This is a genomic window from Rudaea sp. (genome assembly GCF_057139185.1).
The window spans coordinates 139,640-164,251 of sequence record NZ_DBNHDN010000046.1; the positions used below are offsets into that span (position 1 = coordinate 139,640).

Genomic DNA, 24,612 nt, shown 5'->3' on the forward strand with positions numbered 1-24,612 from the left:
GCCAAGATTTACGAACGCGGACGTGGGCCTTCGTCTATCGTGCCGGCGGTCGGATCGAAACGATCCTCAGTCCCGTCAACGCTTTGGAGTCTTCGCATGCCACCGCTTTCCCGCTTCGACATCTATGCCCCGATCCACAAGGGCCTGCGCGCGTTCATGGCGCACGCTCTGCTCCGCGTCGGCCGTCTCGATCCGCTCGATGCCGCCGAGACCGCCGAGGTCACGCGCGAGGTCACCGAACTGCTCGATTTCAGCCTCGGCCACGCCGAGCACGAAGACAGCGTCATTCACGCAGCGCTCGAGGCGCGCAGCCCGGGCGTCACGCTCGCCATCGCCGCCGACCACGAGCGCTACGATACCGAGATCGCGCACCTGTGCGAACTGCTCAAGCGCATTCCCGGCGATGCGCAGGCCGCGCATGCGCTCTACCTCGCACTGTCGACCTTCGTCGCGCACAACCTTGCGCACATGCACGAGGAGGAGACGCGCCACAACGCGGCGCTGTGGGCCACGCACACCGATGCGGAAATCCACGCGCTGCACGGCCGCATCCTCGCCAGCCTGACGCCCGAGCAGTCGCGCATCGGTCTGCGCTGGATGCTGCCGCACGTAAGCGCGGGCGAGCGCGCGGGCATGCTCGCGCAGATGCGCACGGGCGCGCCGGCCGAGGTGTTCGACGGCGTCGTCGACATGCTGCGGCCGCTGCTCGGCAGCCGCGACCGGCTCAAGCTCGATGCCGCACTCGCGGCCTGACCGCAAGTTCAGTTCGCTTCGATCAGGTGCAGCGCGCAGTCGATGCGCAGGCGGAACAGTCCGCGTCCGGTCTTTTCGATCGCAAGCTGCGGACAGCGCTCGACGAGGCGCCGCTGCAGCAGGATCAGGCGCGCTTCGAGGTTGTCGCTGATCTCGGGCAGGCGCAGTTCCGGGCACATGCGCAGTTCGCGGTTGCTGAATTCGCAGCGGTCCTGCTCGATGCAGGACTTGAGCAGCTTCCACAGGATCGCGCCGGGCACGCCCTTGATCAGATAGTCGCCGTCGAAGAACACGCTGTCGTTGACGCGGTAGTGGCGCACCTCGATCGCTTCGCCGGCGGGCATGCGCGAAGCGCTCGGCGCGGCGACCGCGGCGTCCTCGTCGTCGCGCTGCAGGCACAGCGCGAGCGCGCCGAACTGCGCGGCGAGGCTGACCAGCGCATCCTCGTCGTCGTAGCTGAAGCGCAGGTCCTGAGCGCTTTCCACGCAGAGCACGCCGAGCAGGCGGCCGCAGGCGAGGATCGGCACGGCGAGCTGGCTGTGCGGTTCGGCCAGGCCCGGAAACGGAATCTGCGCGTCGAGCGGCAGCGCCTGTTCCGCCGCCGCGTCGCGTGCGGCGCGGCCGTAGGCGTATTCCATCGTCATGTGGTTGATGCGGATCGGCGTGCGGTACTGCGCGGCGACGCCGATCACGCCTTCGCCGAAGGCGATCTCCGAGCCGACGCCGGTCGCACTGTAGCCGCGGCTGCCGACGACGTAGAGGCGCTCGTGCGCTTCGTCGGCCATGAGCAGCAGCGCGTGTCCGATGTCGAACTCGCTGCCGAGTGCGGCGAGGGTCTGGTCGAACAGCGCATCGAGCGAGGCGCAGGCGTTGAGCGACGCGCTGGCCTGGCGCAGCGCATTGAGCAGGCTGCGCCGCGGCGCGGGCCGCTCGATCGCGCGGCCCGGTATGCGTTCGACCTCGAGCACGCGGTAAACGTCGGCGCCGAGCAGCTTGAACACGCCGGTCATGCCTTCGTGCGAGGCGATGCCGGCGAGCTTGGCCTTCATGCTCTGGAACAGCGGCCCGTCGGTCTCGGTGCGCAGGAACAGCAGGGTCAGCGTGTACGCCTCGCCGGTGACCGGGTCGATGACGAGCGCGGTCGCCTGCGGATTGTCGAGGATGTTCTTGCGTGTCTTGTTGAAGAACTGGAACGACAGCGCGACGTGGCGCGAATCGACGTACTGCATCTGCGACACGTAGGTCGCGTTCGGCACGCCGTCGGCCGAGCACGTGGCGACGGTCGCCGGAATCACGCCTTCGAGGCAGGCGCGGATCGCATCGAGGGCGACGGCGTGCGGCATCGGTCGTCCTTCAGCCGCGCAGCACGGCGCCGGCCTGCGGGCCCGGCGTCTGCACGAACGCCGCTTCGGGAGTGAAGTGCAGCGCGACAAGTTTCTCTGGATCGCCCCAGAAGAACGCTTCGAGCAGATCGCTGCCGAAGCCGAGCGGGACGAGGTCGTCGGAAAGCAGGTCGAGGCAGCGTCGCGCCGCGACGATGTCGGCGGGGAGCGCAGGCTCGCAGCGCGCATCGCTGCCCTTGATCTGTACGGTCTGGTTCGTGCTCGGCCGGCTGAAGCAGGCCGCGACCTGGGCGTTCTCGGCGACGTCCGCGCACACTGTTTCGGCGAGGTTGACGAACAGGAACAACGCCACCGAGCCGTCGGTTTCCACGCGGCAGCCGACCGCTTTCGCGATCGACGGCACGAGGCGCCGATTGCGCGCAGCGACCGTGATCGATACACCGGATTGCAGGAATCGCGCGGTCGTCTCGTTGAGTGGCGCGGAGGCGGGAGAGGCGGGCATCGACGAATGCTAACAGTGCCTTTGCAACGCGCAAAGACGAGACGAAAAACCGCGGCGATGCGGGGTGAAAGGGGCCGCCGCATTGACAGAGGAAGGCTTAATTATGTAAATTCTTTTGAAAACAAGAATTGTTCTCATTTGCTTTTGCCTTCGACCAGACCATGCCGATCGCTCGTTTCCCGCTGCGCGCGCGTGCGCGACCCCTCCCGCCCGCTGTTGCGCAGGTTGCCGGTGCCGCGTCGCGATCCGGCGCCCGTCACTGGATGTCCCTCCTCGCCGTACTCGCCCTGATCGGTGGAGGCAGCGCCGTGGCCGTGGCGCCTTCCACTTCTGCCTTGGCCGAACTGGGCAGGAAGATCTTCGCTGACGAATCACTGTCGGCCTCGGGCAGGATGTCCTGCGCGACCTGCCACGATCCGAAGTTCGCGCATGCGCAGAACAATGCTCTACCGGTGCAATCGGGCGGAGCGAATCTCGACGTGCCCGGTTTCCGTTCCGTGCCGAGCCTGCGCTATCTCAATCTGAACATTCCGTTCTTCTTCGCCAGCGACGGCACGTCGACCGGCGGCTTCAATCGCGACGGGCGCGCGAACACGCTGATCGAACAGGCGCAGCGGCCGTTTCTCGCCGCGCACGAGATGGCGAACGGCGACGCCGCCGCGGTCGTCGACAAACTCGGTCGCGCGAGCTATGCGGACGAATTCCGCGGCCTGTTCGGCGCCGACGTGTTCGCGCGCGCCGATGATGCGTTCCTCGCCGCGCGCTATGCACTCGCGGTGTACGAGGCGACGGCGCCGGAATTCCGCCCGTTTTCCTCGAAGTTCGACCGGTTCCTGCAGGGCAAGGTCAAGCTGAGCGCACAGGAATTGCGCGGCTTCGCCTGGTTCAACAGCCCGGCCAAGGGTGGCTGCGCCGGCTGTCATCCGTCGACGCGCGCGCCGAATGGCGAGCCGCCGTTGTTCACCGACTACACCTACGACAACCTCGGCGTGCCGCGCAACGCGCAGATTCCGGCGAATGCCGACCCCGGCTATTTCGACCTCGGCCTGTGCGGACCCGAACGCACCGACCTTGCCGCGCGCCGCGACCTCTGCGGCGCGTTCAAGGTGCCGACCTTGCGCAACGTGGCCACACGCAAGGTGATCTTCCACAACGGCTATTTCGCCTCGCTGCGCGAGGCGATCGAGTTCTACGTGCAGCGCGACACGAATCCCGAAAAGTGGTATCCGCTTGCCGCAGACGGCAGCGTGCAGAAATTCAACGATGTGCCGGCGCTGCTCGCGCGCAACGTCAACACGAGCGAAGTGCCGTACAACCGCCATCCGGGCGAGGCGCCTGCGCTGAGCGAACTCGAAATCGACGATGTCGTCGCCTTCCTCGGCACGCTGACCGACGGCTACGACCCGGTGACCGACACGGCCGATCCGGCGCGCGATCTGGCGCAGCCGTGAACGCGCAGTCCGCGCCGCTTCGCAGAGAAAAGTATCGTTTTGTATTTCTGGAGAAATGACATGCAGCGCAAACCGCTGGCACTCGCCGTCCTGCTGTCGTGCGCGGGACTCGCACCGGCCGCTCACGCCGACGAGGCGAAACTGAAGGCCGAGGTCGAGGCCTTGCGCGCCGAAGTGGCCGAGCTGCGCGGCGTCGTGCGCGAGATGCAGGCGCAGCGTGCGCCGGCGCCGGCCTCTCCGGTCGTGGCGACGCAGGTTGCGTCGACTGGCGTCGCGGTCGCGCCTGCGGCTGCGGTTGCCGCTGCGCCGGCCGCCACCACGGCTGCGGGCCAACCCGTGCCCGGCACCGGCGGCAGCGGTGTCGCGCTCGGCGCGAATACCTCGTTCTGGGGCTACGGCCAGCTCGACTACAACCGTCCGACGGCGCGCGCGGCCGACGCGCAGGCCGATCTCACGCGCGCGGTGATCGGCTTCAACCACGTCTTCGACGAGGCCACCCGGGTCTACGGCGAGATCGAATGGGAGCATGCGATCGCGTCGAGCTCGGACCAGGGCGAGACCGAGATCGAGCAACTTTACGTCGAGCACGCGCTGGCGCAGAACTACGGCGTGCGCGTCGGCCTCACCCTTGTGCCGCTCGGCCTGCTCAACGAGCACCACGAGCCGAGCAACTTCTACGGCGTCGAGCGCAATTTCGTCGAGACGGCGATCATCCCGAGCACCTGGCGCGAAGGCGGCGTGTCGATGTACGGCAACACCGACTGGGGATTCAACTGGAACGTCGGCATCGGCACCGGTCCCAATCTCGGCGCCTGGGACCCGGCCGCGGACGAAGGCCGCATCTCGCCGCTCGGCAGCATCCATCAGGAGCTGCAGCTCGCCAAAGCGCGCGATCCGTCGGTCTACGCGGCGGGAAACTGGCAGGGCATTCCGGGCTTGCTCGTCGGCGGCGGCGTGTTCACCGGCAAGATCGGGCAGGGCGATGCCACGCTGCCGGTCGACAAGTCGCGGCTGGTGCTCGGCGAGGCGCATCTGCGCTGGCAGCCGGGCCCGTTCGACATTTCTGCGCTGTACACGCGCGGCACGATCAGCAACACGCAGGACTTGAACCTGCAGTTCCTCGGCCAGCCGACGCCGGTGCCGAAATCGTTCTGGGGCGGTTACGTGCAGGGCGCGTGGCGCGCGCTGGAGTGGGGCAGCGATTCAAGCCTCGCGCCGTTCCTGCGCTATGAGATGTTCAACACCGGCGCTTCGTATGCGGCGCAGCCGCTGGGCCTCGGCACGGCGCCGCTGCCCACGCAGCATGTGTGGACGCTCGGCGCGAATTACTATCTGAACCCGAACGTGGTGTTCAAGGTCGACTACCAGAAATTCCGTTACGAAGACCTCGTGCTCGGCTACGGCGACCGCTTCGATCTGGGTTTGGGGTATCAGTTCTGATGTGCGGCCCTCTCCTCCGCGGTCGTTTGCGGGGGAGAGGGAGTCCACAAGCGAGGATCCGATGCATGTTCGTTGGCTGATTCCATTGGGCGCCGCGGTGGCGAGCCCGGTCGCGTTGGCGACGCAGTACCTGAGCGTGCCGCAGGCGCAGCAAGAAGCGTTTCCCGGCGCGGGCGAATTCCGCGCCGTGCCGGTGCCCGATGCGGCCGCGCTGGCGGCGGTCGGCGTGCCAGCCGGCTGGGCGCCGCAGATTTTCGAGGCGGACGCGAGCGGGAAGAAACTCGGCTGGCTGATCGTCGATCAGGTCATCGGCAAGAGCGAGGCGATCACCTATGCGCTCGCACTCGACACGGCGGGCGCGGTGATCTCGCTGGAAGTGCTCGAATATCGCGAATCGCACGGCGGCGAAGTGCGCATGCCGGCGTGGCGCAAGCAGTTCGTCGGCAAGACCGCGGCCGACGCGGCGGCGCTCAACCGCGAGATCAAGATCATCTCGGGCGCGACGCTGTCCTGCCGCCATCTCACCGAAGGCGTGCAGCGTCTGCTCAGGCTGTACGCGCTCGCATTGAGGGCGCCGGCGTGAGTGTCGCCCTGCAGCGCGCGCGTCCCTGGCTGGGTACGCTGGTCGAGGTGTGCGCCGAGGCGTCCGCGGCGCAATGTGCGCGGCGAGCGGTCGAGGCGGCGTTCGCCGAGATCGAAGCCGTGCACCGCTGCATGAGTTTCCACGATGCGGACAGCGATCTGTCGCGGCTGCACGCGGCGGCAGTCGGCACCGCGGTCATGGTTGATGCGCGCACTGTCGAGGTGCTGCGCTGCGCTCTCGATCTGGCCGCGCGCTCGCATGGCCGCTTCGATCTCGGCGTCGCCGGCAAACTCGTCGCGCGCGGATTCCTGCCGCGGCCGCGCTCGCCGTTCACGCCCGATGCTGCGGCGAACTGGCGCGACATCGAATTGCTCGGCGACGATCGCGTGCGCCTGCGCCGGCCGTTGTGGATCGATCTCGGCGGCATCGCCAAGGGCTATGCCGTCGATCGCGCGATCGCCGCGCTGCAGGAACACGGCGCGACGCAGATGCGGGTCAATGCCGGCGGCGACCTGCGCGTGGCCGGTCCGCGCGAGGAGGTCGTGCATCTGCGCGACGTCGAAGGCCGGGGCATCGCCGGCGCGGTCGCGCTGCGCGATGCGGCACTGGCATCGAGCGCGGGCGCGGCGACGCGGCAGCGATGCGATGACCGCTGGAGCGGCACGCATCTGGACGCGCGCAGCGGCGAAACCGTTGGCCTGTCTTCCTCGGCGAGCGTCGTCGCGCCGACCTGCATGATCGCCGACGCGCTGACCAAGGTCGCATTCGCCGCGACGCCGGCGTTCGCACGGCGCGTGTTTGCGCACTACGGTGCGCAAGCCGTAATCAACGACATGCGCGATTGCGGCGGCGTGAAGGGCAGGGCAGCATGAATCCGGCCGGATTGGATCGGCATGTGCACCATCGCCGCGCGCACGGCGAGCATGGCCTGCGCCTGTCACCACGCCATCGACGCCTGGCTTATGCCGCGTTCGCGGCAATCTGGGCCACGGGTATACTTTGGCTCTTTTTCCACTATTTTTTGCAGCGTCAGGGCGAATTCGGCGCCGAGCCGCATCCGCTCGAAGCCTGGTGTTTGCGTCTGCATGGCATGGCCGCGTTCGTCGCGCTGTGGCTGGCCGGATTGCTCTGGGCCGTGCATGTGCGCCACGGCCTCGCGCGGCCGAAGCGGCGCGTCAGCGGCATTGTGTTGATCGCGATGTTTGTCGCGCTCGTCGCGAGCGGCTGGCTGTTGTACTACGCGAGCGACGACGCGCTGCGCGACGCGGTGCGCCTGATCCACTGGCTGGTCGGCCTCGCACTGATCGTGCCGTTTCTCGTTCACGGCCTGCGCGCGCGCAGGTTGCGCAGGGCGCAGGAGTAGCCGAGGTTCGCAATGGGGCGGGTTGCCGATTACGGCAAAGCGGCGCGCGCGAGCTTGGCCACGACGAGTTCACCGCCGCCGTCTATGGTGACACTGCCGGCGTCGCCGTCGGCTTCGAGCAGCAGCGATTCACCGGCGACGATTTCCGGCAGTGCGCCGCGATGTTCGATCCTCGCCGAACCGGCGACAACATGGACGAACCACAGATCGGCGGCGCTCGGGGCGAACAGCATCGAACCGACGAGCGGGCGATGGCGGACTTCGCACTGCCACAGATCGCGCCGCGCGATCAGGTTGAAATCGCGCACCGGTCCGTCGATCAGGCTGCCACGTGTCTGCCAATCGCCGGAGAAGGGCACGAAGCGCAGGCGCTCGTTCAGCGTGGCAGCCGCGTGGCCTTCGAATTGCAGGCGCATGCCGTTGCCTTCGAGCAGTGCGATCCAGCGGTCGCATTGTGGAAAAGTGGAAAATGCGCCATCGCTCTCGATGTCGGCGATGCTGACGCGCCAGCCGAAACCTTCGCCGCCATCGGACAGCGGGTGGCTGTACAACTCGGTGGTCCAGCCGCCGCCATTCTTCCAGCGCATGCGCCGGTAGTCGGATTCACGCAGGAGGCGGATCTTCATCGGCGCATCACCCGCAATCGGCCGCGGTCTGCACGAACCGCGGCGCGGCGACGATTTCGTGCAGGTGCGCGCTCGACAGGGCGAGGCTCTCGGCCCAGGTGTAGCCGACGATCTCGCCGCCGGTGGCTGCATCGCGGAAGTCTTCCTTCTGCCCCGGCGCGAGCAGGTGGCGGTAGTCGACGGTGATTTCCTCGCCCGGCGCGAGGTCGCGCAGGGCGAACACGAAGCCGAGATGCCAGAGCCCGTTCGGCGCGAACGAATGGTTGATGTAGCACTCGTCGGGCCACTCCGGCGTCACCGTGTAGCGGTCCTCGAACCAGCGCACCGTCGCGGCGAGCAGATCGTGCGAATTCGGCAGCGCCTCGACCTCGCGCCACTTGTATACTTTGCGGATGTCGTCCGGCGCGGTGACCAGGCGGCCGCGTGGAATCGCCTCGTCGAGGAACAGGCCTTTGCCGGCGCCGGTGATGTTCGAGGCGGCGATGTGGTAGCGGGGCAGGATCATGGAAGCGGCACGTGTTTTCGCAAAGTGCATATTCTAGACTTTGGCGTCGCAAATTCGCGATGTCTTCGTGCCGTGCCGAAATCATGACGAGCAGGATTCCATTGGGGCCGACGGTTGCCGCGTGCGCGGCGCGTGCATTGCTGCTCCTCGCTGCTTCGTGGAGTTGCCGTTCCGTTTCGGCGTTTGCGGACGAGCAGCTGGCTGCAGCGGATTTTTCCGTGCGCTATCCGGCTCTCGCGGCGGTCGGCACGCGTTCGTTCACGCTCAAAGGCGTGCCGGGCGATCCATTGAATCTCGCCTTCGTTGGCAGCGAGGGCGACTTGCTGCGCCTGATGGCGAGGGCGGGCTGGTTTCCGGCGGATCCGGTCACGCTGCGAAGTTCGCTGCGCATCACGATGGACAGCATAGTGCGGCGGCCATATGTCGACGCGCCGGTGAGCAGCCTCTACATCCGCAACCGCAAGCAGGACTTGGCCTTCGAGCAGCCGGCCGCGGGCAATCCGTCGAAGCGCCATCACGTGCGTTTTTGGCGGATCGATGCGTCAGGAACCGCGCAGTGGATGGCGGCGGCGACGTACGACGCGAGCATCGGCCTGAGCCGCGTCAATGGACACGTCACCGATCACGTCACGCATCATATTTCCGCCGATGTGGACGCGGAGCGCGACAAACTTCTCGCCGATCTGCGCCGCGCGGGTGGCGTGACTATTGACTGGGTAGACGACTTCCAGCCGGCGCACGATGGGCGCAACGGCGGCGGCGATCCGTTCCACACCGACGGCCGCCTGGCTGTGTTCGCTATCGCCGTCGCTCAGTGATTCCGGCGAACGCTGTGGGGTGGTTGCGCTAACATGCTGGGCATCGCGGCAGCGGCCGCTTGACTCGAGCGTTGGCTCCAAGGAGTTCTCGCATGAATTTTGAACCGGCAGTGCGTGCAATGCCTCGTCTTCGGAGCCTATGGCTGATTTCGCTGTGCATATTCGCTATTAGTCAGTCCTCTTTCGCGAAACCGCCGCTCGCGGTCAACGACGCTGCTCACTTCATCGGGACGTGGGAACTCGTCTCGGTTGTAGCGGCCTGGCCCGATGGTCACGCAACAAACCCTTGGGGTGACCATCCGCCAGGGCGTCTCATCTATACCAAAGACGGTCGTATGCTCGTACTGTGTATGCACGAGTTTCGCAACGAAGCCGCGCGCAGCGTGATACCGCCCGAACTGCAGAATGAAGCAGCCGGGTACTTTGGTACGTACAAGGTTGACTCCGACAGACACGTTGTCAGCCACGCAATAGTGGCGACTCTCCGTCCATCGGAATCCGGCACAATAGATCGTACATACGAGTTTAAAGATGGGGAGCTCTATCTGCGAGCAAAAGCTACGCGCGACGGGCTGCCGGTGACTTACGTTCTGGTCTGGAAGCGAGCCTGACTATTCAAGCGGACCGTGCCGGCGCGAGTGCCGGAACCGCGCACCGTGGAATGTCGTCCTAATTGAAATCGGCTGCGAGCGCCGCGCGCGTCATCGCGTTGAGCGTATGCCGGGCGGCATAAGCCGGATGATCGATGGCCACGACGACTTCCGATGCGGCGAAAGCATCGACGTGCGCCGGGTTCAATTCGAAACGCAGGAAGTGCACCGCGGCGGTCTTGGTGTCGGTGCTGCGGTCGAGGTCTTCATCGGCGATCGCAACGACCGGAGCGAGATCGGCGATCAGCAACGCGATCCGGTGTTCGATGCCGTGCAATTCGACCAGCTTGCGCGCCCGCTCGTTCTCGTCGGGATATTCGATCAGCATCGTCGCCTTGAGATTGGCGCCGTCGGGGATCAGCGGATTGTAGGCGTCGAGTTCCTCGGCGATGCCTGCCGCTTCGAAGATGCGCTCGACGCGCAGCATCTCCTGGATCTGATACTGGATCGTGAGCCGATCCTCGAACACGAGGGTGACGTGCGCGCCGACATGGACGATGCGTGCCTGCTTGTGCGCGAGCACGCGCGCGCGGAACGCGGCGCGCTCTCGCGCGTAGGCTTCGAGGGTAAACAGGTCTTGTTGCGTCAGTTTTTGCATGATTCTCTCTTTACTTCCCTTCTCCCGGTGGGAGTGGGGAAGCAAGTCAGATTCCGTAGGCCAGCCGCAACAGTCCGAGCGGGCTTTCCGCGGACGGCCTGTCGCCGAGGCCGTGCGCGATGTGGCTGCCGGCCATCGGGCAGTCGCTGGCGAAGTGGGCGGGCGCGATCTGCTCGACGCGCGTCTCCACGGGTTTGGCGATCTTGCGCGCGAACGCGTAGGTTTTCGCCTTCACCCCGTAGGTGCCGTCGTGGCCCGAGCAGCGCTCGATCGATTGAATCTCGGTATCGGGAATCAGGCTCAGCACTTCGCGCGTCTTCGGTCCGATGTTCTGCACGCGCTGGTGGCAGGGCGCGTGGTAGGCAACCTTGCCGAGGCCCTGCTTGAACCGCGTGTCGAGCAGCCCGGCCTGGTGGCGCTGCCAGAGATACTCGAACGGGTCGAAGATGTGGCGCTTGACCAGTTGCACGTCCTCGTCATCGGGAAACATCAGCGGCAGTTCCTGCTTGAACATCAGCACACACGACGGGATCGTCGCGCTGATGTCCCAGCCGTCGCGAATGGCATTCGCGAGCACCGGAATGTTTTGCTTTTTATACTTTTCCACCGAGGCGAGATCGCCCAGTTCGAGCTTGGGCATGCCGCAGCAGACCTCGCGCTCGATCAGCTTCGCCGCGATGCCGTTGTGGCGCAGTACCGCGGCGAGATCCTCGACCGGCTGCGGCGTCGAGTAGTTGCAGTAACAGGTGGCGAAGATCGCGACCTTGCCGCGTGTGCGCCCCGCCGGCAGCGCGTCGCCTGCGCCATCGAGATGCCGCAGGCGCTTGCGCGCCGTGTTCGCGGTGTACGCGGGTACGCGCGCGTTGCGGTCCACGCCGAGCGATATCTCGAGCAGCTTGCGCGCGGCCGGTGCGCGGTTGAGCGCGTTGACTGCCTCGACCACGACGGGAATCGTCGACAGCTTGCCGACCGCGTCGGTTGCGGACAGAATTTTCGCGGCGAGGCGGACTTCCCCGCGCTGGAACGCCGCCGCCTTGGCACGCAGCATCAGGTGGGGGAAATCGACGTTCCACGCATGCGGCGGCACGTAGGGGCACTTGGTCTGGTAGCACAGGTCGCAGAGATAGCACTGCTCGATGACCTTGGTGTAGTCGGCCTTGGCGACGCCGTCGACTTCCATCGTTTCGGAAGCATCGACGAGATCGAACAGGGTCGGGAACGACTGGCACAGGCTCACGCAGCGGCGGCAGCCATGACAGATCTCGAAGACGCGCTCGAGTTCCTTGTCGATCGCGGCCTGGTCGTAGAACCCGGGATTCTTCCAATCGAGCGGATGGCGCGTGGGCGCTTCGAGATTGCCTTCGCGCGCGACAGGCGGGGTAGCACTCATGACAGGGCTCCGCAGGGCACGATTCGACGTGCCCCGCATTGATCCGGGAAAGCAGTGGCGCGACCGGTCGCGCCACTGCATGCGGCCATCACTGGCAGCGTCAGGCGAGCTCGTTCAACGCCTTGGTGAACCGGTTCGCGTGCGAACGTTCCGCCTTGGCCAGCGTCTCGAACCAGTCGGCGATCTCGCCGAAGCCTTCGTCGCGCGCGGTCTTGGCCATGCCCGGATACATGTCGGTGTACTCGTGCGTCTCGCCGGCGATCGCGGACTTGAGATTGTCCCTGGTGCCGCCGAACGGCAGGCCGGTGGCCGGATCGCCGACCGCCTCGAGATACTCCAGATGGCCGTGCGCGTGGCCGGTTTCGCCTTCGGCGGTGGAGCGGAACACCGCGGCCACGTCGTTGTAGCCTTCGACGTCGGCTTTCGAGGCGAAATAGAGATAGCGGCGGTTGGCCTGCGACTCGCCGGCGAACGCGGCTTTCAGGCTGTCTTCGGTCCTGGAACCTTTCAGATTGCTCATGACACACCTCTTGCTGTGGTTTGGCTGGAGGGAGCGGTGACCGCAGCTCGTGCTGCGGATGGCGCGAGCGTAGCGCAGAACCGGATTCTAATGAAATTGATTGTAACGATTGATTCGATAGTCTTTGCCTATTTCTTCCGCAACAGGAAATCCTCACGCGAGTCGGCGTAGGCTGTGCAGCGGCTTCGCGCGACATCGATGGATTCGAGGGACGGCCGAATGAGGACCAACGCAGCATTGCCCACGGCGGACATCGTCGCCGGCCTGTCGATTGCGGGCCTGCTGTTGCCCGAGGCGGTGGCCTACTCGGGTGTTGCCGCGCTGCCGCCGCAGGCCGGCGTCATCGCCCTGTTCGCCGGGCTGGTCTGCTACGGCCTGATCGGGCGCAGCCGTTATGCCATAGTCAGCGCGACCTCTTCCTCGGCCGCGGTGCTCGCCGCGGCGACGCTCGCGATGGTCGGTCGCGACGTGGCGGCGCGAGCGGCGCTCGCCTCGATCCTCGTGGTCGGCGCCGGCGTCGCCTTCTTTCTTGCCGGCGTGCTGCGCCTGGGTGTGATGTCGAACCTGATCGCGCGGCCGGTGCTGCGCGGCTATGCGTTCGGCCTCGCCCTCGTCATCGCGGTCAAGCAATGGCCGACGCTGGTCGACATGCATGCGCAAAGCGGCAATTTCTTCACCCTCGTCGCGGAGATCGTGCGCCGCGCCGGCGAATGGAAAATACCTAGCCTCGCCTGCGGCCTTGCCGCGCTGATCGCCTTGTTCGTGCTCGAGCGTGCGCGCCGCGTACCCGGTGCGCTGCTGGTGATCGTTGCCAGCATTGCCGCGTCGTCGTGGCTCGCCGCGCAGGGCGTCGCGCTGACCGGGCCGATCCATCTCGCACTGGAATGGCCGACCTTCGCCCAGCCGGGCAACGGGCAATGGCTGCAACTGATCGAGTTTTCGTTCGCGTTGATGTTCATCCTCTACGCCGAATCGTACAGTTCGATCCGCACCTACGCGCTCAAACACGACGACGCGGTGCAGCCGAACCGCGACCTGATTGCGCTGGCTGTCGCCAACGCGTTGTCCGGCCTGTTCCACGGCGCGCCGGTCGGTGCGGGCTATTCCGCCACCTCGGCGAATGAGTCGGCCGGTGCCCAGTCGCGTCTTGCCGGGCTGACTGCCGTCGCGGTCGTGCTGGCTCTCGTGCTGCTGTTCCTGCCTTTCATCGAGCACATTCCCGAGCCGGTGCTCGCGGCGATCGTGATTCACGCGGTCAGCCATTCGCTGCGCGTCGGCGTGTTCCACAACTACTTCCAGTGGCAGCGCGACCGCCTCGTCGCGCTCGCGGCGGTGATCGCTGTGATGGCGTTCGGCATTCTCGATGGCCTGCTCGCCGCGATCGCGTTCAGCGTGGTCATGCTGCTGCGCACGCTCGCCAGCCCGCGCCTGGTCGAGCTCGGTCGTGTCGGCGCGCACGATTACGTCAGCGCGGCGCGCTTTCCGAATGCGTCGATGGTGCCGGACATGGTCGTGCTGCGCCCCGAAGAGCCGTTGTTCTTCGCCAACGCCGAGCCGTTGTTTGCGCAGGCGCGTCAGCTGGTCGCGCAGCGCGGCGCAACCAGACTCGTCGTGCTCAGCCTGGAGGAATCGCCGGACCTCGACAGCACGGCGATCGAATCGCTTGCCGAATTCTGCACATGGCTCGGCACCAAGGGCGTCGCGCTGCGTGTCGCGCGGCTCAAGGATCTCGCCCGCGACGCGCTCGTGCGCGCGGACCTCGCGCAGTTGCCGCCGGCGACCGCGCTCGACTACTCCAGCGTCGACGACGCGGTCAAGGGCGAGGGCATCAACGCGACGGCATCTCTTTGAGTCGGTGCCGCGGTCGCGGCGCAACCCGGGCACGCGTCTTTTGCGCCGAATGCGGAGCCGGATCGGGCAGCGTGTGCGGATCGAGCAGAGTACGCGGCAACTCGCGAAACACGGCGACGAACTTCTTCAGGAATGGCGTCAGCGCCGAGCTCTTGCGCCAGAACATCGCGATGCGCCGGCTCGGCGCGTGGCCGCGGAACTGGACGAGGTGGATATTCTCCGAGCGTGCCACCGGCGGTTTGACCGCAAGCGTCGGCAGCAGGGTGACGCCGACGTTCGCGGCAACCATCTGGCGCAGTGTCTCCAGGCTGGTCGCGCGGAAACCGGATTTTTCGCTCGCGCCCGACAGCTCGCAGACTTCGAGCGCCTGGTCGCGCAGGCAATGGCCGTCCTCGAGCAGGAGCAGGCTCTGGTCGGAAAGATCGTCGAGCTTGAGTGTCTTGCGTTTGGCGAGTTCGTGATGCTCGGGCACGGCGAGCAGGAACGGTTCCTCGAACAGGAACTCGGCGTGCAGCTGGTCGTCGTGGATCGGCTCGGCAAGCACGGCGGCGTCGAGGCGGCCTTCGCGCAGCAACTTCAACAACGCGTCGGTTTTTTCCTCGACGAGCAAAAGCTCGAGCCGCGGAAAGCGCTCGCTCGCCTGCGGCACCACATGTGGCAGCAGGTAGGGGCCGAGCGTCGGGAAGATGCCCAGGCGCAGGGTGCCGGATTCGGGATCGATCGTGTGCCGCGCGATCGCCTTGATCTGCTCGATCTCGGTCAGCACCTCGCGTGCGCGCGCGACGATTTCACGGCCCGCCTCGGTCAGCAGCACCTTGCGCGGTGTGCGCTCGACCAGGGCGACGCCGAGCTCGTCCTCGAGCTTCTTGATCTGCGTCGACAGGGTAGGCTGGCTGACGAAGCTCGCCTGCGCGGCGCGGCCGAAGTGCTTGTGCTCGGCGAGCGAGACGAGATAGCTGAGATCGCGCAGGTTCATGGTTCTACTTCGGGCACGAGTCGATCGGCATTGTCCATCGCCGGGCGGCATCAATCAATTCAAGCCGGCCAATTTCCTTGCTCGTCATTCCCGCAAGCTCCTGGCGGAAATCCAGTCTTTCTTTTTTTCGCGAATGACCAGCAAGGGCGTCAAGCCGCGACTGCGCGCGGCGCTTCCTGCGGCGACGCCGTTGCTGCCGGCATGCGGATCAGACAATCGAACGCCGACAGCGCCGCCTTTGCGCCATCGCCCGCGGCGATGACGATCTGCTTGAACGGTACCGTCGTCGCATCGCCTGCGGCGAACACGCCGTGCAGCGAGGTGCGGCCGTGCGCGTCGACTTCGATCTCGCCGCGGGGCGACAGCGCGAGCGTGCCCTTGAGCCAGTCCGTGTTCGGCAGCAGGCCGATCTGCACGAACACGCCGGAAAGCTCGATTTGCTTCGAGTCGCCGTTCGTGCGGTCGGTGTACGCAAGCCCGGTGACCTTGGCGCCGTCGCCGAGCACCTCGGTAGTTTGTGCGCTGAGGATCACATCCACATTTGCCAGACTGCGCAGCTTGCGCTGCAGCACTTCGTCGGCGCGCAGCTTCGTATCGAATTCGAGTACGGTTACATGGGCGACGACGCCGGCGAGATCGATCGCTGCTTCGATGCCCGAGTTGCCGCCACCGATCACGGCGACGCGCTTGCCCTTGAACAGCGGGCCGTCGCAGTGCGGGCAGTAAGTTACGCCCTTGGTGCGGTATTGGTTCTCGCCCGGCACGTTCATGTTGCGCCAGCGCGCGCCAGTGGCGAGCACGATCGTTTTCGACTTCAGCGTCGCGCCGTTGGCGAGCTTCACTTCGAGGTGATCGCCGTTGGCGAGGATCTTGTCTGCGCGTTGGCGGTTCATGATGTCGACTTCGTAGTCCTTGACGTGCGCTTCGAGCGCGGCCGCGAACTGCGGGCCTTCGGTGTGCTTGACCGAAACGAAGTTGGCGATCTCCATCGTGTCGAGCACCTGGCCGCCGAAGCGCTCGGCGACGACGCCGGTGCGGATGCCCTTGCGTGCGGCGTAGATCGCCGCCGCGGCGCCCGCAGGACCGCCGCCGACGACGAGCACGTCGTAGGCTGCACGCGCGTCGAGTTTTTCCGCATCGCGCGCATCCGCGTCCGTGTCGAGTTTGGCGAGGATTTCCTCCACGCCCATGCGGCCCTGGCCGAACTCCTGACCGTTGAGGAAGATCGCGGGCACCGAAAGAATCTGTTTCCCGGTGACTTCCTGCTCGAACGTGCCGCCCTCGATCATCTCCACGCCGATGCGCGGATTGATCGTCGCCATCAGGTTCAGCGCCTGCACCACCTCGGGGCAGTTCTGGCAGCTCAGCGAGACGTAGGTTTCGAATTTGTATTCACCGTCGAGCGCGCGAATCTGCTCGATGGTCTCCGGCGACAGTTTCGAGGGGTGGCCGCCAACCTGCAGCAGCGCGAGCACGAGTGAGGTGAACTCGTGGCCCATCGGCATGCCGGAAATGCGTAGATGGATGTCCTGGCCCGGCGTGGTCAACGCGAACGACGGCACACGCATGCCCGGCTCCGCGCGCTCGACGAGCTTGAATTGCGGCGACAGGCCGACGATGTCGTTCAACAATTCGCGCAGTTCCTGCGACTTCTCGCCGGCGTCGAGTGCGGCGGTGATTTCGACCGGGCGCGTGAGGTTCGCGAAATGGCCTTGAAGCTGGGATTTGAGGTCGTTGTCCAACATGGCGGGTGACTCCGATTTACTACGTTCGCGAACTGACGCGCATCCTGCGCGCCACCCTTGGGGCGATTCCGTCATGACTTCGCCGCGGCAAACGGGGCCCGGGATCAAGATCAAAAGCGGATCAAGAGCGAGGGCCCGCGTCGCCGGGCGGCGTCGCCCGCTGCTTAAATCTTGCCGACGAGATCCAGCGACGGCTTCAGCGTTTTCGCGCCTTCCTTCCACTTCGCCGGGCAGACTTCGCCGGGGTGCGCCGCGGTGTATTGCGCGGCCTTGAGCTTGCGCAGCGTCTCGCTGACGTCGCGGGCGATCTCGTTGGAATGGACTTCGGCGGTCTTGATCACGCCATCCGGATTGACGACAAAGGTGCCGCGCAGGGCCAGACCTTCTTCCGGGATCAGCACGTCGAACGCCTTCGACAATGCGTGCGTCGGGTCGCCGACGAGGAAGAACCGGGCCTTGCCGACGGCCGGCGAGGTTTCGTGCCACACCTTGTGCGCGAAATGGGTATCGGTCGAAACGACGTAGATTTCGGCATTGAGCTTCTGGAACTCGGCATAGTTGTCGGCCGAATCCTCGATTTCCGTCGGGCAGTTGAAGGTGAAGGCCGCCGGCAGGAACATGAACACCGACCACTTGCCCTTGATGGACTGCTCGGTGACTTCCTCGAACTTGCCGTTGTGGAACGCCTGCGCCTTGAACGCTTGGACGGGGGTATTGATGAGGGACATCGCTTGCTTCCTTTGGGTTGGTGTTGAAGGGAACGAGGTGCACTCTAGTGCGCGGCGCCTAATCTGTAAAATTGATTTATTACAGATTTTCGATTGATAAAAACTATCGAAAAGTGATCCACGTGAAATGGATGACTTGCGGCGGTTGCCGAGGCCGCAGCTATCGGGTCCGATTTCGCGCGTCCCAGTAGGAGGTTCCGGTCCATGCGCATGACAAGCGGGTTGCTTGCCGCGGCGATGACAGCCGCGTTGCTGTCGCGGGCGGTCGTTGCGGCCGAAGCGGTGCCCACCGGCAAGCTGCCCGATGACGCGAAACCGCTGGCCTACGCGCTCGACCTGAAGATCGACCCGAAAGCCGATCGTTTCAACGGTCACGTGCGCATCAAGGTCAGGCTCGCCACGTCGGCCGATCACCTCTGGCTGCATGCGCGCGAGATCGATGTAGCGACGGCGGCCGTGATCGACGCGGCCGGCAAGCCGCACGAGGCGAAGCTGAGCGTGCGCGATCCGTCCGGCGTGGCCGAGGTCGCGTTCGGCACGACGCTGCCGGCGCAGGATGTGGAACTGGTTTTCGACTACTCCGCGCCGTTCAACACCAAACTGCAGGGCATTTACAAGGTCATGGTCGGCCACGACGCCTACGTGACCACGCAGATGGAGGCGATCAGCGCGCGCCATGCGTTTCCTTCGTTCGACGAACCGCGGTTCAAGACGCCGTTCGACATCGTGCTGACGGTGCCCAGAGACGAAGCCGTGCTCGCGAACACGCAACGAACAGGGTATTCGGAGTCCCCTGACAAAAAGTGGAAAACGATCGCTTTCGCGCGGACCAGGCCACTGCCGACCTATCTCGTCGCGCTCGCGGTCGGGCCATGGGACGTGGTCGACGGGCCGACGATCCCCGCGAACGCGCTGCGCAAGGATCCGGTACCGCTGCGCGGCATAGGCCCGCGCGGCGCCGGGCCGCAGCTCAAGTGGATCCTCGGGCAGACGCCGGCGACGGTGAAGTACTACGAGGACTACACGCAGCAGCCGTATCCGTTCGACAAGCTCGATCTGCTCGGTGCGCCGGACTTCTCCGCCGGCGCGATGGAGAACGCCGGCCTCATCGTCTACCGCGACGTGTTGCTGCGCATCGATGACAAGTCGCCGGCGAGTTCCTACCGCAGCGCGTTCAACGTCAACGCCCACGAAATCGCGCACCAGTGGTTCGGCGACCTCGTCACCGTGCCGTGGTGGGACGACGTCTGGCTCAACGAGGCCTATGCGACCTGGGCGCAGGGCAAGGCCACCGTCGCGCTCAGGCCCGAATATCTCGGCGACCTGTCGCGCCTCGAAGGCACGCTGCACGCGATGAACGGCGACAGCCAGCTGTCGGCGCGCAGGATCCGCCAGCCGATCGCATCCCAGGACGATATCGAGAACGCCTTCGACGGCATCACCTAGCAAAAGGGGGCGGCCGTACTGCGCATGTTCGAGGAATGGGTCGGCGGAGACACGTATCGCGAGGCGATGCGCGACTATCTGGCCAGGCACAAGTTCGGCAGCGACAATTCCGACGACCTGATCGCAACGATTGCACGGGTCAGCGGCGAGGGCGAAACGCTCGGCAAGGCGATGCGCAGCTTCCTCGACCAGCCGGGCCTGCCGCTCGTGCACGCCGAGCTGAAATGCACCGCAGCGGCCGACGGCGGCAAGGGATCGATCGAACTGAGCCAGTCCCGCTATTTGCCCTACGGTGTGGTCGACCCGGGCAATTCGCAGTGGCGCATTCCGGTTTGTGCACGCTTCGCGAGCCAGGGCAAGTCGAGTCGACAATGTTTTCTTCTCGACAAGCCGAAGCGGACGTTCGCATTCGACGGCGGCTGCGCGCAGTGCGTGATGCCGAACGCGGACGCGTCGGGCTACTGCCGGTTCACGCTCGACCAGGGCGACTTCGGCACGCTGGCGCGGCAAGCCAAGGACCTCGCGCCTGCGGAGCAGCTCGTTTACGCCGACGCGATTTCCAGCGCCTTCGACCAGGGCACGCTTGACCCCGGCGTCGTGCTCGATGCGCTGCCGACGCTGGCTTCATCGGATATTCCGCAGATCGCGCTGGCGCTGACCGGCTCGTTCCGATGGATTCGAGAGCAGCTTGCGACCGACGCGACGCGGCCGGCGCTCGATGCTTACGCGACGCGTCTGTACGCGCCGCACCTGAAGAAACTCGGGTTGCACAAACTGCCGGGCGACAGCGATGCGGTCACACGACTGCGCATGGGCGTGATCGAACTGCTCGCACTCGATGTGCGCGACAAGGTGTGCGCGCGCTGCTCAACGCCGCCGCGCGCGCCGCGCTCGGCCTCGACGGCGGCAATCTCGATCTCGACAGGCTCGATCCCGACATCCGCGGCATTGCACTCAAGGTGGCCGTGCAGGATTCCGGCGAGCCGGCGTACAAAACCGTGCAGGCGGAACTGAAGACGAACACGCAGACCAAGCAGCGCTATGAATTGCTCGCCGCGCTCGGCGCCACGCACGATGCGAAGCTCGGCGAGGATGTGCGCGACTATGGCCTCACTTCCGCGGTCGCCGTCGGTGAAATTCCCTATCTTTACGGCAGCCATGCCGGCGAAGAAGAAAACCGCGCCGGCTTTTGGGCTTGGCTCAAGCCGAATTTCGACGCGCTGCGCAAGCGACTGTCGGATTCGCACCAGTCGCTCGCGATAGGCCTTGCGGGCGCCGGACGCTGCAGCAAGGATTCCGGCGAGGAAATGCGCGACTGGTTCGCGCCGCGCATCAAGGAGATGCTCGGCGGCGAACGCAAGCTCGCGCAGTCGCTCGAAGGCGTCGCCACCTGCAGCGCGCTGCGCGAATACTTCGGTGCGAAGGCGCTGGCGCAGTGGGCGGAGGCGCATCCGCCGCGCTGACCCTGGTGTCCCTGCTACGTCCGGGGAAAGGGGCGCTAGCGGCGCGGCGGCCTGGCGATGAAATCCAGCATGTCGCGCAGTACCGGCGGCTTGCCGTTGCGCCCGTGCGCGAGGGCGACGAGCAGATCTCCGTGGTCGGCGCCGGGATAGAGTTTGAGCACGGCGGAGCCGTTCATCGCATGCTCGCGCTCGGCCATTGCCTCGGCATTGTTCGGCGTCACCTCGTCGTCGTCGAGGCCCTGCAACAGCAGCAGCGGTGGCTCGTCGCCGTCGACGAAGTTGATCGGCTGCGAATCGTAGCGGCCTTTGGCGTCGTCACCGAAGATTTCCGCCTCGTCGTCGACGTAGGGCAGGAACGCGTACGCCCCGGCGAGGCCGATCATGCCGGCGAGGTCGCGCGGAGCCAGGCCGACCGCGGCGAGATAGCGCTTGTCGCAGGCGAGCAGGGCGGCGATATGCCCGCCGGCGGAGTGGCCGGAAACGAAGATGCGCCGCGCATCGCCACCGAATTCCGCGGCATGCTCGAAAGTCCACTTCGTCGCATTCGCCGCATCGACCATGAACTCGGGGAAGCGCACGGTCGGAAACTTGCGATAGTCCGGGATCACCGCGACGACGCCGTGGCTGGCCAGCGCCTCGCCGACGTAGCGATACCAGCGCCGCCGGCCCTCCTCCCAGCTGCCGCCGTAGAAGAACACGACCACCGGAGCCGCCGATGCGGCATGCGGTGCGTAGACATCGAGCTTGAGCGCGTGATCCGCGTCGAACACGATACCGCGACGGACGGCGAGATCGTGCGTGCTGTCCGCGCTGCCGAGCGTCGCGTACCAGATCTGCGCGCATGCCGCGAGCAACAGCGATGCCAGCGCCGCCGCCAGCGCGCGTGCGCCGCGCCAGCGGCGAAGGAAATTGCCAAGGCGCGGCTTCGTTCCTATCATCGTGCGATTGTTGCAGGAATCATGCTCGGCGGAAATCGGCATTGGGTGCCGCGAGGGCCCGGCTGCGCTCGATGTCGCACGTCGGCGGTGCCCGGACAGCGCAACCGCTCCGAACGGCGAGCCGCGGAAGCGGCGAGTCATCCTCATGTGCATTTGAGTACACTCCGGATCCTGCGCTCCGGCGACGCGCAAATTCCCTTCGCTCGCCACGGTCTTTCGAGGTGCCCATGGGTGACGAAGCAATGCAACGCGGCCGGGAGCTTTTCGCCGACATCCCCGAGCGCAATACCGGCGATGTGCTGTTGCGCACCACCCAGCAGCATCATGTGTCGCTGAGCATGATGGCGGACACCAAGGCGAGCATCGTCATCACCGTCTGCTCGATCGTGCTGACCCTGAGCCTGGGCAAGCTCGCCGATCCCGACTTGCGCTATTCGGTCCTGATCCTCGACGCGTTCACTCTGCTCGCGCTGTTGCTCGCCGTGCTCGCGGTGCTACCGAAATACCGGCCGTTCAAGTTGACGGGGTCGGGCTTGCCGCCCGGGTTCAACCTGTTGTTCATGGGCCACTTCGCCGAGTTGCCGCGCGAACGTTTCCTCGCCGAGATCGCGCATTCGATGCGCACCGATGGCTCGGTCTACAGCGCGATGGCGAACGACATCTACAGCCTCGGTACCTACCTGGCGCAGCACAAGTACCGCTACCTCCGCCTGGCCTACCTGAGTTTCCTGACCGGTTTCGTGCTCGCACTGCTCGTGCAGACGTGGCGCCTGCTGTTCGCCCATTGAACCTTCGCGGAGCCACGCGTGACGAATTCCCGGAATACCCTGTACGGCGCCGTCGAGGCGGGTGGAACCAAGTTCGTCTGCGCGATCGGCGAAGCCGGCGGTCGGCTGCATGCACAGGCCGCGTTCGCGACGACGACGCCGAAGGAGACGCTTGCCCGCGTCGCCGACTTCTTCCGCGAGGCGCAGGTCAGCCACGGGCGCGTCGCCGCGGTCGGTATCGGCTCGTTCGGCCCGGTACACGTGCGCCCCGGCGCCGCGCAGTACGGACGCATCGCGCGTACGCCGAAGCTGCGCTGGGAGGGGATCGACATTCTCGGCGAGATCGCGCGCGCGGCCGCCGCGCCGGCCGCGATCGACACCGACGTCAACATCGCCCTGCTCGGCGAGGCGCGCCATGGCGCCGGCGTCGGCTACGACGACCTCGTCTACGTCACCGTCGGCACCGGCATCGGCGCCGGCGTGCTGGCGAACGGAAAAATCGTCTACGGCTTCGCCCATCCCGAAGTCGGCCACATGCATGTGCCCAAAGCGGCGGAGGACGCGGCATTCGCGGGCGTCTGCGCGTTCCATGCCGACCGCTGCGTCGAAGGCCTGGCGTCGGGGCCGGCGCTGCGGGCGCGCTGGGGCACCGACGCGGAAAGCCTCGCGCCGGAGCATCCGGCATGGACGCTGCAGGCGCATTATCTGGCTGCGCTGTGCGCGAACCTGCTCGTCGTCTCGGCACCGCGCCGCATCATCTTCGGCGGCGGCGTGATGGCGCAGACGCACCTGTTCCCGCGCGTGCGCGCCGCACTGGGCGAGCTGCTCAACGGCTACTTCGATTTCGCCGCCTACGGCATCGAGCTCGATGATCTCATCGTGCCGGCGCAACTCGGCGGCCGCGCCGGCGTGATCGGCGCGCTCGAGCTGGCGCACGATTTCGCCGCGGCGAAATAGGTATTCCGCAGGGCGGGCAACGATGGACAGCCCGGCGCGTATTCTCGTCATGCCCGACAAGTTCAAGGGCACGCTGACTTCCGACGAGGCTGCGCGCGCGATCGTGCGCGGTCTGCGTTGCGCGTGGCCACGGGCGCGATTCACGACACGGACGCTGGCCGACGGCGGCGAAGGATTTGCCGCTGCACTCGTGCGCGCGACCGGCGGAACGTCGCGTCGCTGCGCGAGCGTAGATGCGAGCGGATACCCGTGTCGCGCAGTCTGGGGCTGGCTCGGCGATGGCCGCGGCGCGGTGCTCGATCTCGCCGCCGCGAGCGGTCTGGCGCAGTTGCCGCGGGCTCTGCGCAGTCCGTTGCGCACTTCGACGTACGGCAGTGGCCTCGTATTGCGCAAGGCCATCGACGCGGGCGCGGCGAAGATCGTGATCGGCCTTGGCGGCAGCGCGACGAATGATGGTGGCATCGGCCTCGCCGCGGCGCTGGGCTGGAAATTTCTCGACCGCCGCGGCGGGGAGATCGAGTTGAACGGCGCAGGCCTGTTGCAGCTCGACCGCATCGTCGCGCCGAAACCGCGTCCGCGCCTGCGCATCGTCGCCGCCTGCGATGTCGATAATCCACTGTTCGGCCGCAACGGCGCGGCGTATCGCTTTGCAGCGCAGAAGGGCGCCGACGCCGCGGCGGTGCGCGCGCTCGACCGCGGCCTGCGCCGCCTCGCGCGCATCGTCGAACGTGATCTTGGCCGCAATGTCGCGCAGGTCGCAGGCGCCGGCGCTGCGGGGGGAGCGGGCTTCGGCCTGATGGCGTTCTTCGGCGCGCGCCTCGAATCGGGTTTCGAGATCCTGCGCCGCGAAATGCGCCTCGATGCGCTGCTGCGCGAACACGATCTCGTCGTCACCGGCGAAGGCGCGTTCGACCTCACCTCGCTGTCCGGCAAGGCGCCGTATCGTCTGGCGCTGCATGCGCGGCAGATGCGCGTGCCGGTCTGGGGCGTGTTCGGGCGCATCGATGTGGCCGTCTCGCGGCTGCCGTTTGCGCGCGCCGCGGCTCTGGTTGCGCGCGACGCTACGGTGCCGGCATCGCTGGCTTCGGCGAAACACGCGTTGCGTCTCGAACGGGCTGCGTACGAACTTGCGGTTCGCGGTTGAGCTTCGTGCTATGCGTGCGTCGACGCTGGCAATATCATCGCGCGACGCGGGATCG

General features: G+C 66.3%; 24 protein-coding genes and 1 pseudogene. 14 read left to right on the plus strand and 11 right to left on the minus strand.

Annotated features, from left to right (window positions below; all coding sequences use genetic code 11):
- Positions 1 to 96: 96 nt before the first annotated feature.
- Positions 97 to 753 (plus strand): hemerythrin domain-containing protein, encoded by a 657-nt coding sequence (locus AC16HO_RS16960; protein ID WP_395642011.1) that lies wholly within the window; start codon positions 97 to 99, stop codon positions 751 to 753.
- 8 nt (positions 754 to 761) lie between these two features.
- On the opposite strand, the gene AC16HO_RS16965 is transcribed toward AC16HO_RS16960, so the two are convergent.
- Complete coding sequence (locus tag AC16HO_RS16965; RefSeq protein WP_395642012.1) at positions 762 to 2,096, minus strand: GAF domain-containing protein; 1,335 nt, start codon at positions 2,094 to 2,096, stop codon at positions 762 to 764.
- A gap of 10 nt (positions 2,097 to 2,106) precedes the next feature.
- Positions 2,107 to 2,598 (minus strand): hypothetical protein, encoded by a 492-nt coding sequence (locus AC16HO_RS16970; protein WP_395642013.1) that lies wholly within the window; start codon positions 2,596 to 2,598, stop codon positions 2,107 to 2,109.
- Between the two features lie 263 nt (positions 2,599 to 2,861).
- Between AC16HO_RS16970 and AC16HO_RS16975 the strand changes: the two genes are divergently transcribed.
- The 5 genes from AC16HO_RS16975 (at position 2,862) to AC16HO_RS16995 (ending at position 7,435) form a co-directional block, all read left to right on the plus strand.
- Positions 2,862 to 4,049, plus strand: coding sequence for a cytochrome-c peroxidase (locus AC16HO_RS16975; protein ID WP_395642014.1), 1,188 nt, complete (start codon positions 2,862 to 2,864; stop codon positions 4,047 to 4,049).
- Positions 4,050 to 4,109: 60 nt separating this feature from the next.
- Positions 4,110 to 5,489, plus strand: a complete 1,380-nt coding sequence (locus tag AC16HO_RS16980) for a hypothetical protein (protein ID WP_395642015.1) — start codon at positions 4,110 to 4,112, stop codon at positions 5,487 to 5,489.
- A 61-nt stretch (positions 5,490 to 5,550) separates the two neighbouring features.
- Positions 5,551 to 6,072: an FMN-binding protein gene (locus AC16HO_RS16985; RefSeq protein ID WP_395642016.1), complete on the plus strand. Its 522-nt coding sequence runs from the start codon at positions 5,551 to 5,553 to the stop codon at positions 6,070 to 6,072.
- Complete coding sequence (locus AC16HO_RS16990; RefSeq protein ID WP_395642017.1) at positions 6,069 to 6,944, plus strand: FAD:protein FMN transferase; 876 nt, start codon at positions 6,069 to 6,071, stop codon at positions 6,942 to 6,944. The genes AC16HO_RS16985 and AC16HO_RS16990 overlap by 4 nt, the downstream gene beginning before the upstream one ends.
- 23 nt (positions 6,945 to 6,967) lie before the next feature.
- Positions 6,968 to 7,435, plus strand: a complete 468-nt coding sequence (locus AC16HO_RS16995) for a hypothetical protein (protein WP_484335599.1) — start codon at positions 6,968 to 6,970, stop codon at positions 7,433 to 7,435.
- A gap of 29 nt (positions 7,436 to 7,464) precedes the next feature.
- Here the strand turns inward: AC16HO_RS16995 and AC16HO_RS17000 are convergent, their stop codons facing one another.
- Positions 7,465 to 8,061 carry a HutD/Ves family protein gene (locus tag AC16HO_RS17000; RefSeq protein WP_395642019.1) on the minus strand — a complete coding sequence of 199 codons (597 nt, stop codon included), beginning with the start codon at positions 8,059 to 8,061 and terminating at the stop codon, positions 7,465 to 7,467.
- A gap of 7 nt (positions 8,062 to 8,068) precedes the next feature.
- A complete protein-coding gene (locus tag AC16HO_RS17005; RefSeq protein WP_395642020.1) occupies positions 8,069 to 8,566 on the minus strand; it encodes an SET domain-containing protein-lysine N-methyltransferase in 498 nt (165 codons plus the stop codon).
- 83 nt (positions 8,567 to 8,649) lie between these two features.
- Between AC16HO_RS17005 and AC16HO_RS17010 the strand changes: the two genes are divergently transcribed.
- Both AC16HO_RS17010 and AC16HO_RS17015 read left to right on the plus strand, forming a co-directional pair.
- Entirely contained in the window at positions 8,650 to 9,384 is a 735-nt protein-coding gene (locus AC16HO_RS17010; protein WP_395642021.1) for an LssY C-terminal domain-containing protein, read from the plus strand.
- Between the two features lie 92 nt (positions 9,385 to 9,476).
- Positions 9,477 to 9,995: a lipocalin-like domain-containing protein gene (locus tag AC16HO_RS17015; protein ID WP_395642022.1), complete on the plus strand. Its 519-nt coding sequence runs from the start codon at positions 9,477 to 9,479 to the stop codon at positions 9,993 to 9,995.
- 58 nt (positions 9,996 to 10,053) lie between these two features.
- On the opposite strand, the gene AC16HO_RS17020 is transcribed toward AC16HO_RS17015, so the two are convergent.
- From AC16HO_RS17020 to AC16HO_RS17030, 3 genes are all read right to left on the minus strand, one after another.
- The gene (locus AC16HO_RS17020) at positions 10,054 to 10,632 is read right to left on the minus strand and encodes a DUF3501 family protein (protein WP_395642023.1); all 579 of its coding nucleotides are present in this window, start codon (positions 10,630 to 10,632) and stop codon (positions 10,054 to 10,056) included.
- A 46-nt stretch (positions 10,633 to 10,678) separates the two neighbouring features.
- Positions 10,679 to 12,022, minus strand: coding sequence for a heterodisulfide reductase-related iron-sulfur binding cluster (locus tag AC16HO_RS17025; RefSeq protein ID WP_395642024.1), 1,344 nt, complete (start codon positions 12,020 to 12,022; stop codon positions 10,679 to 10,681).
- 100 nt (positions 12,023 to 12,122) lie between these two features.
- On the minus strand, positions 12,123 to 12,542 hold the full coding sequence (locus tag AC16HO_RS17030; protein ID WP_395642025.1) for a rubrerythrin family protein: 420 nt from the start codon (positions 12,540 to 12,542) through the stop codon (positions 12,123 to 12,125).
- Between the two features lie 219 nt (positions 12,543 to 12,761).
- On the opposite strand from AC16HO_RS17030, the gene AC16HO_RS17035 reads away from it, so the two are divergent.
- Entirely contained in the window at positions 12,762 to 14,393 is a 1,632-nt protein-coding gene (locus AC16HO_RS17035) for a SulP family inorganic anion transporter (RefSeq protein ID WP_395642026.1), read from the plus strand.
- On the opposite strand, the gene oxyR is transcribed toward AC16HO_RS17035, so the two are convergent.
- From oxyR to ahpC, 3 genes are all read right to left on the minus strand, one after another.
- Positions 14,371 to 15,369, minus strand: coding sequence for a DNA-binding transcriptional regulator OxyR (gene oxyR, locus AC16HO_RS17040; protein WP_395642027.1), 999 nt, complete (start codon positions 15,367 to 15,369; stop codon positions 14,371 to 14,373). The two genes, AC16HO_RS17035 and oxyR, sit on opposite strands and share 23 nt — an antisense overlap.
- Positions 15,370 to 15,518: 149 nt before the next feature.
- On the minus strand, positions 15,519 to 17,114 hold the full coding sequence (gene ahpF, locus AC16HO_RS17045) for an alkyl hydroperoxide reductase subunit F (protein ID WP_395642028.1): 1,596 nt from the start codon (positions 17,112 to 17,114) through the stop codon (positions 15,519 to 15,521).
- Positions 17,115 to 17,278: 164 nt separating this feature from the next.
- Positions 17,279 to 17,842 (minus strand): alkyl hydroperoxide reductase subunit C, encoded by a 564-nt coding sequence (gene ahpC / locus AC16HO_RS17050; protein ID WP_395642029.1) that lies wholly within the window; start codon positions 17,840 to 17,842, stop codon positions 17,279 to 17,281.
- Positions 17,843 to 18,079: 237 nt separating this feature from the next.
- Between ahpC and AC16HO_RS17055 the strand changes: the two are divergent.
- Positions 18,080 to 20,086 (plus strand): annotated as a pseudogene (locus AC16HO_RS17055) (M1 family metallopeptidase); the annotation flags it as partial.
- 56 nt (positions 20,087 to 20,142) lie between these two features.
- Positions 20,143 to 20,751 carry an ERAP1-like C-terminal domain-containing protein gene (locus tag AC16HO_RS17060; protein WP_395642030.1) on the plus strand — a complete coding sequence of 203 codons (609 nt, stop codon included), beginning with the start codon at positions 20,143 to 20,145 and terminating at the stop codon, positions 20,749 to 20,751.
- A 35-nt stretch (positions 20,752 to 20,786) separates the two neighbouring features.
- Here the strand turns inward: AC16HO_RS17060 and AC16HO_RS17065 are convergent, their stop codons facing one another.
- Entirely contained in the window at positions 20,787 to 21,689 is a 903-nt protein-coding gene (locus tag AC16HO_RS17065) for an alpha/beta hydrolase (protein WP_395642031.1), read from the minus strand.
- Positions 21,690 to 21,916: 227 nt separating this feature from the next.
- Here AC16HO_RS17065 and AC16HO_RS17070 point away from each other — a divergent pair, with 227 nt between their 5' ends.
- The 3 genes from AC16HO_RS17070 to AC16HO_RS17080 are packed head-to-tail and all read left to right on the plus strand — an operon-like array spanning position 21,917 to position 24,557.
- Positions 21,917 to 22,477, plus strand: a complete 561-nt coding sequence (locus tag AC16HO_RS17070) for a Pycsar system effector family protein (RefSeq protein WP_395642032.1) — start codon at positions 21,917 to 21,919, stop codon at positions 22,475 to 22,477.
- 18 nt (positions 22,478 to 22,495) lie between these two features.
- Positions 22,496 to 23,413: an ROK family protein gene (locus tag AC16HO_RS17075; RefSeq protein WP_395642033.1), complete on the plus strand. Its 918-nt coding sequence runs from the start codon at positions 22,496 to 22,498 to the stop codon at positions 23,411 to 23,413.
- 22 nt (positions 23,414 to 23,435) lie between these two features.
- Positions 23,436 to 24,557, plus strand: a complete 1,122-nt coding sequence (locus tag AC16HO_RS17080; protein WP_395642034.1) for a glycerate kinase — start codon at positions 23,436 to 23,438, stop codon at positions 24,555 to 24,557.
- Positions 24,558 to 24,612: the final 55 nt, after the last annotated feature.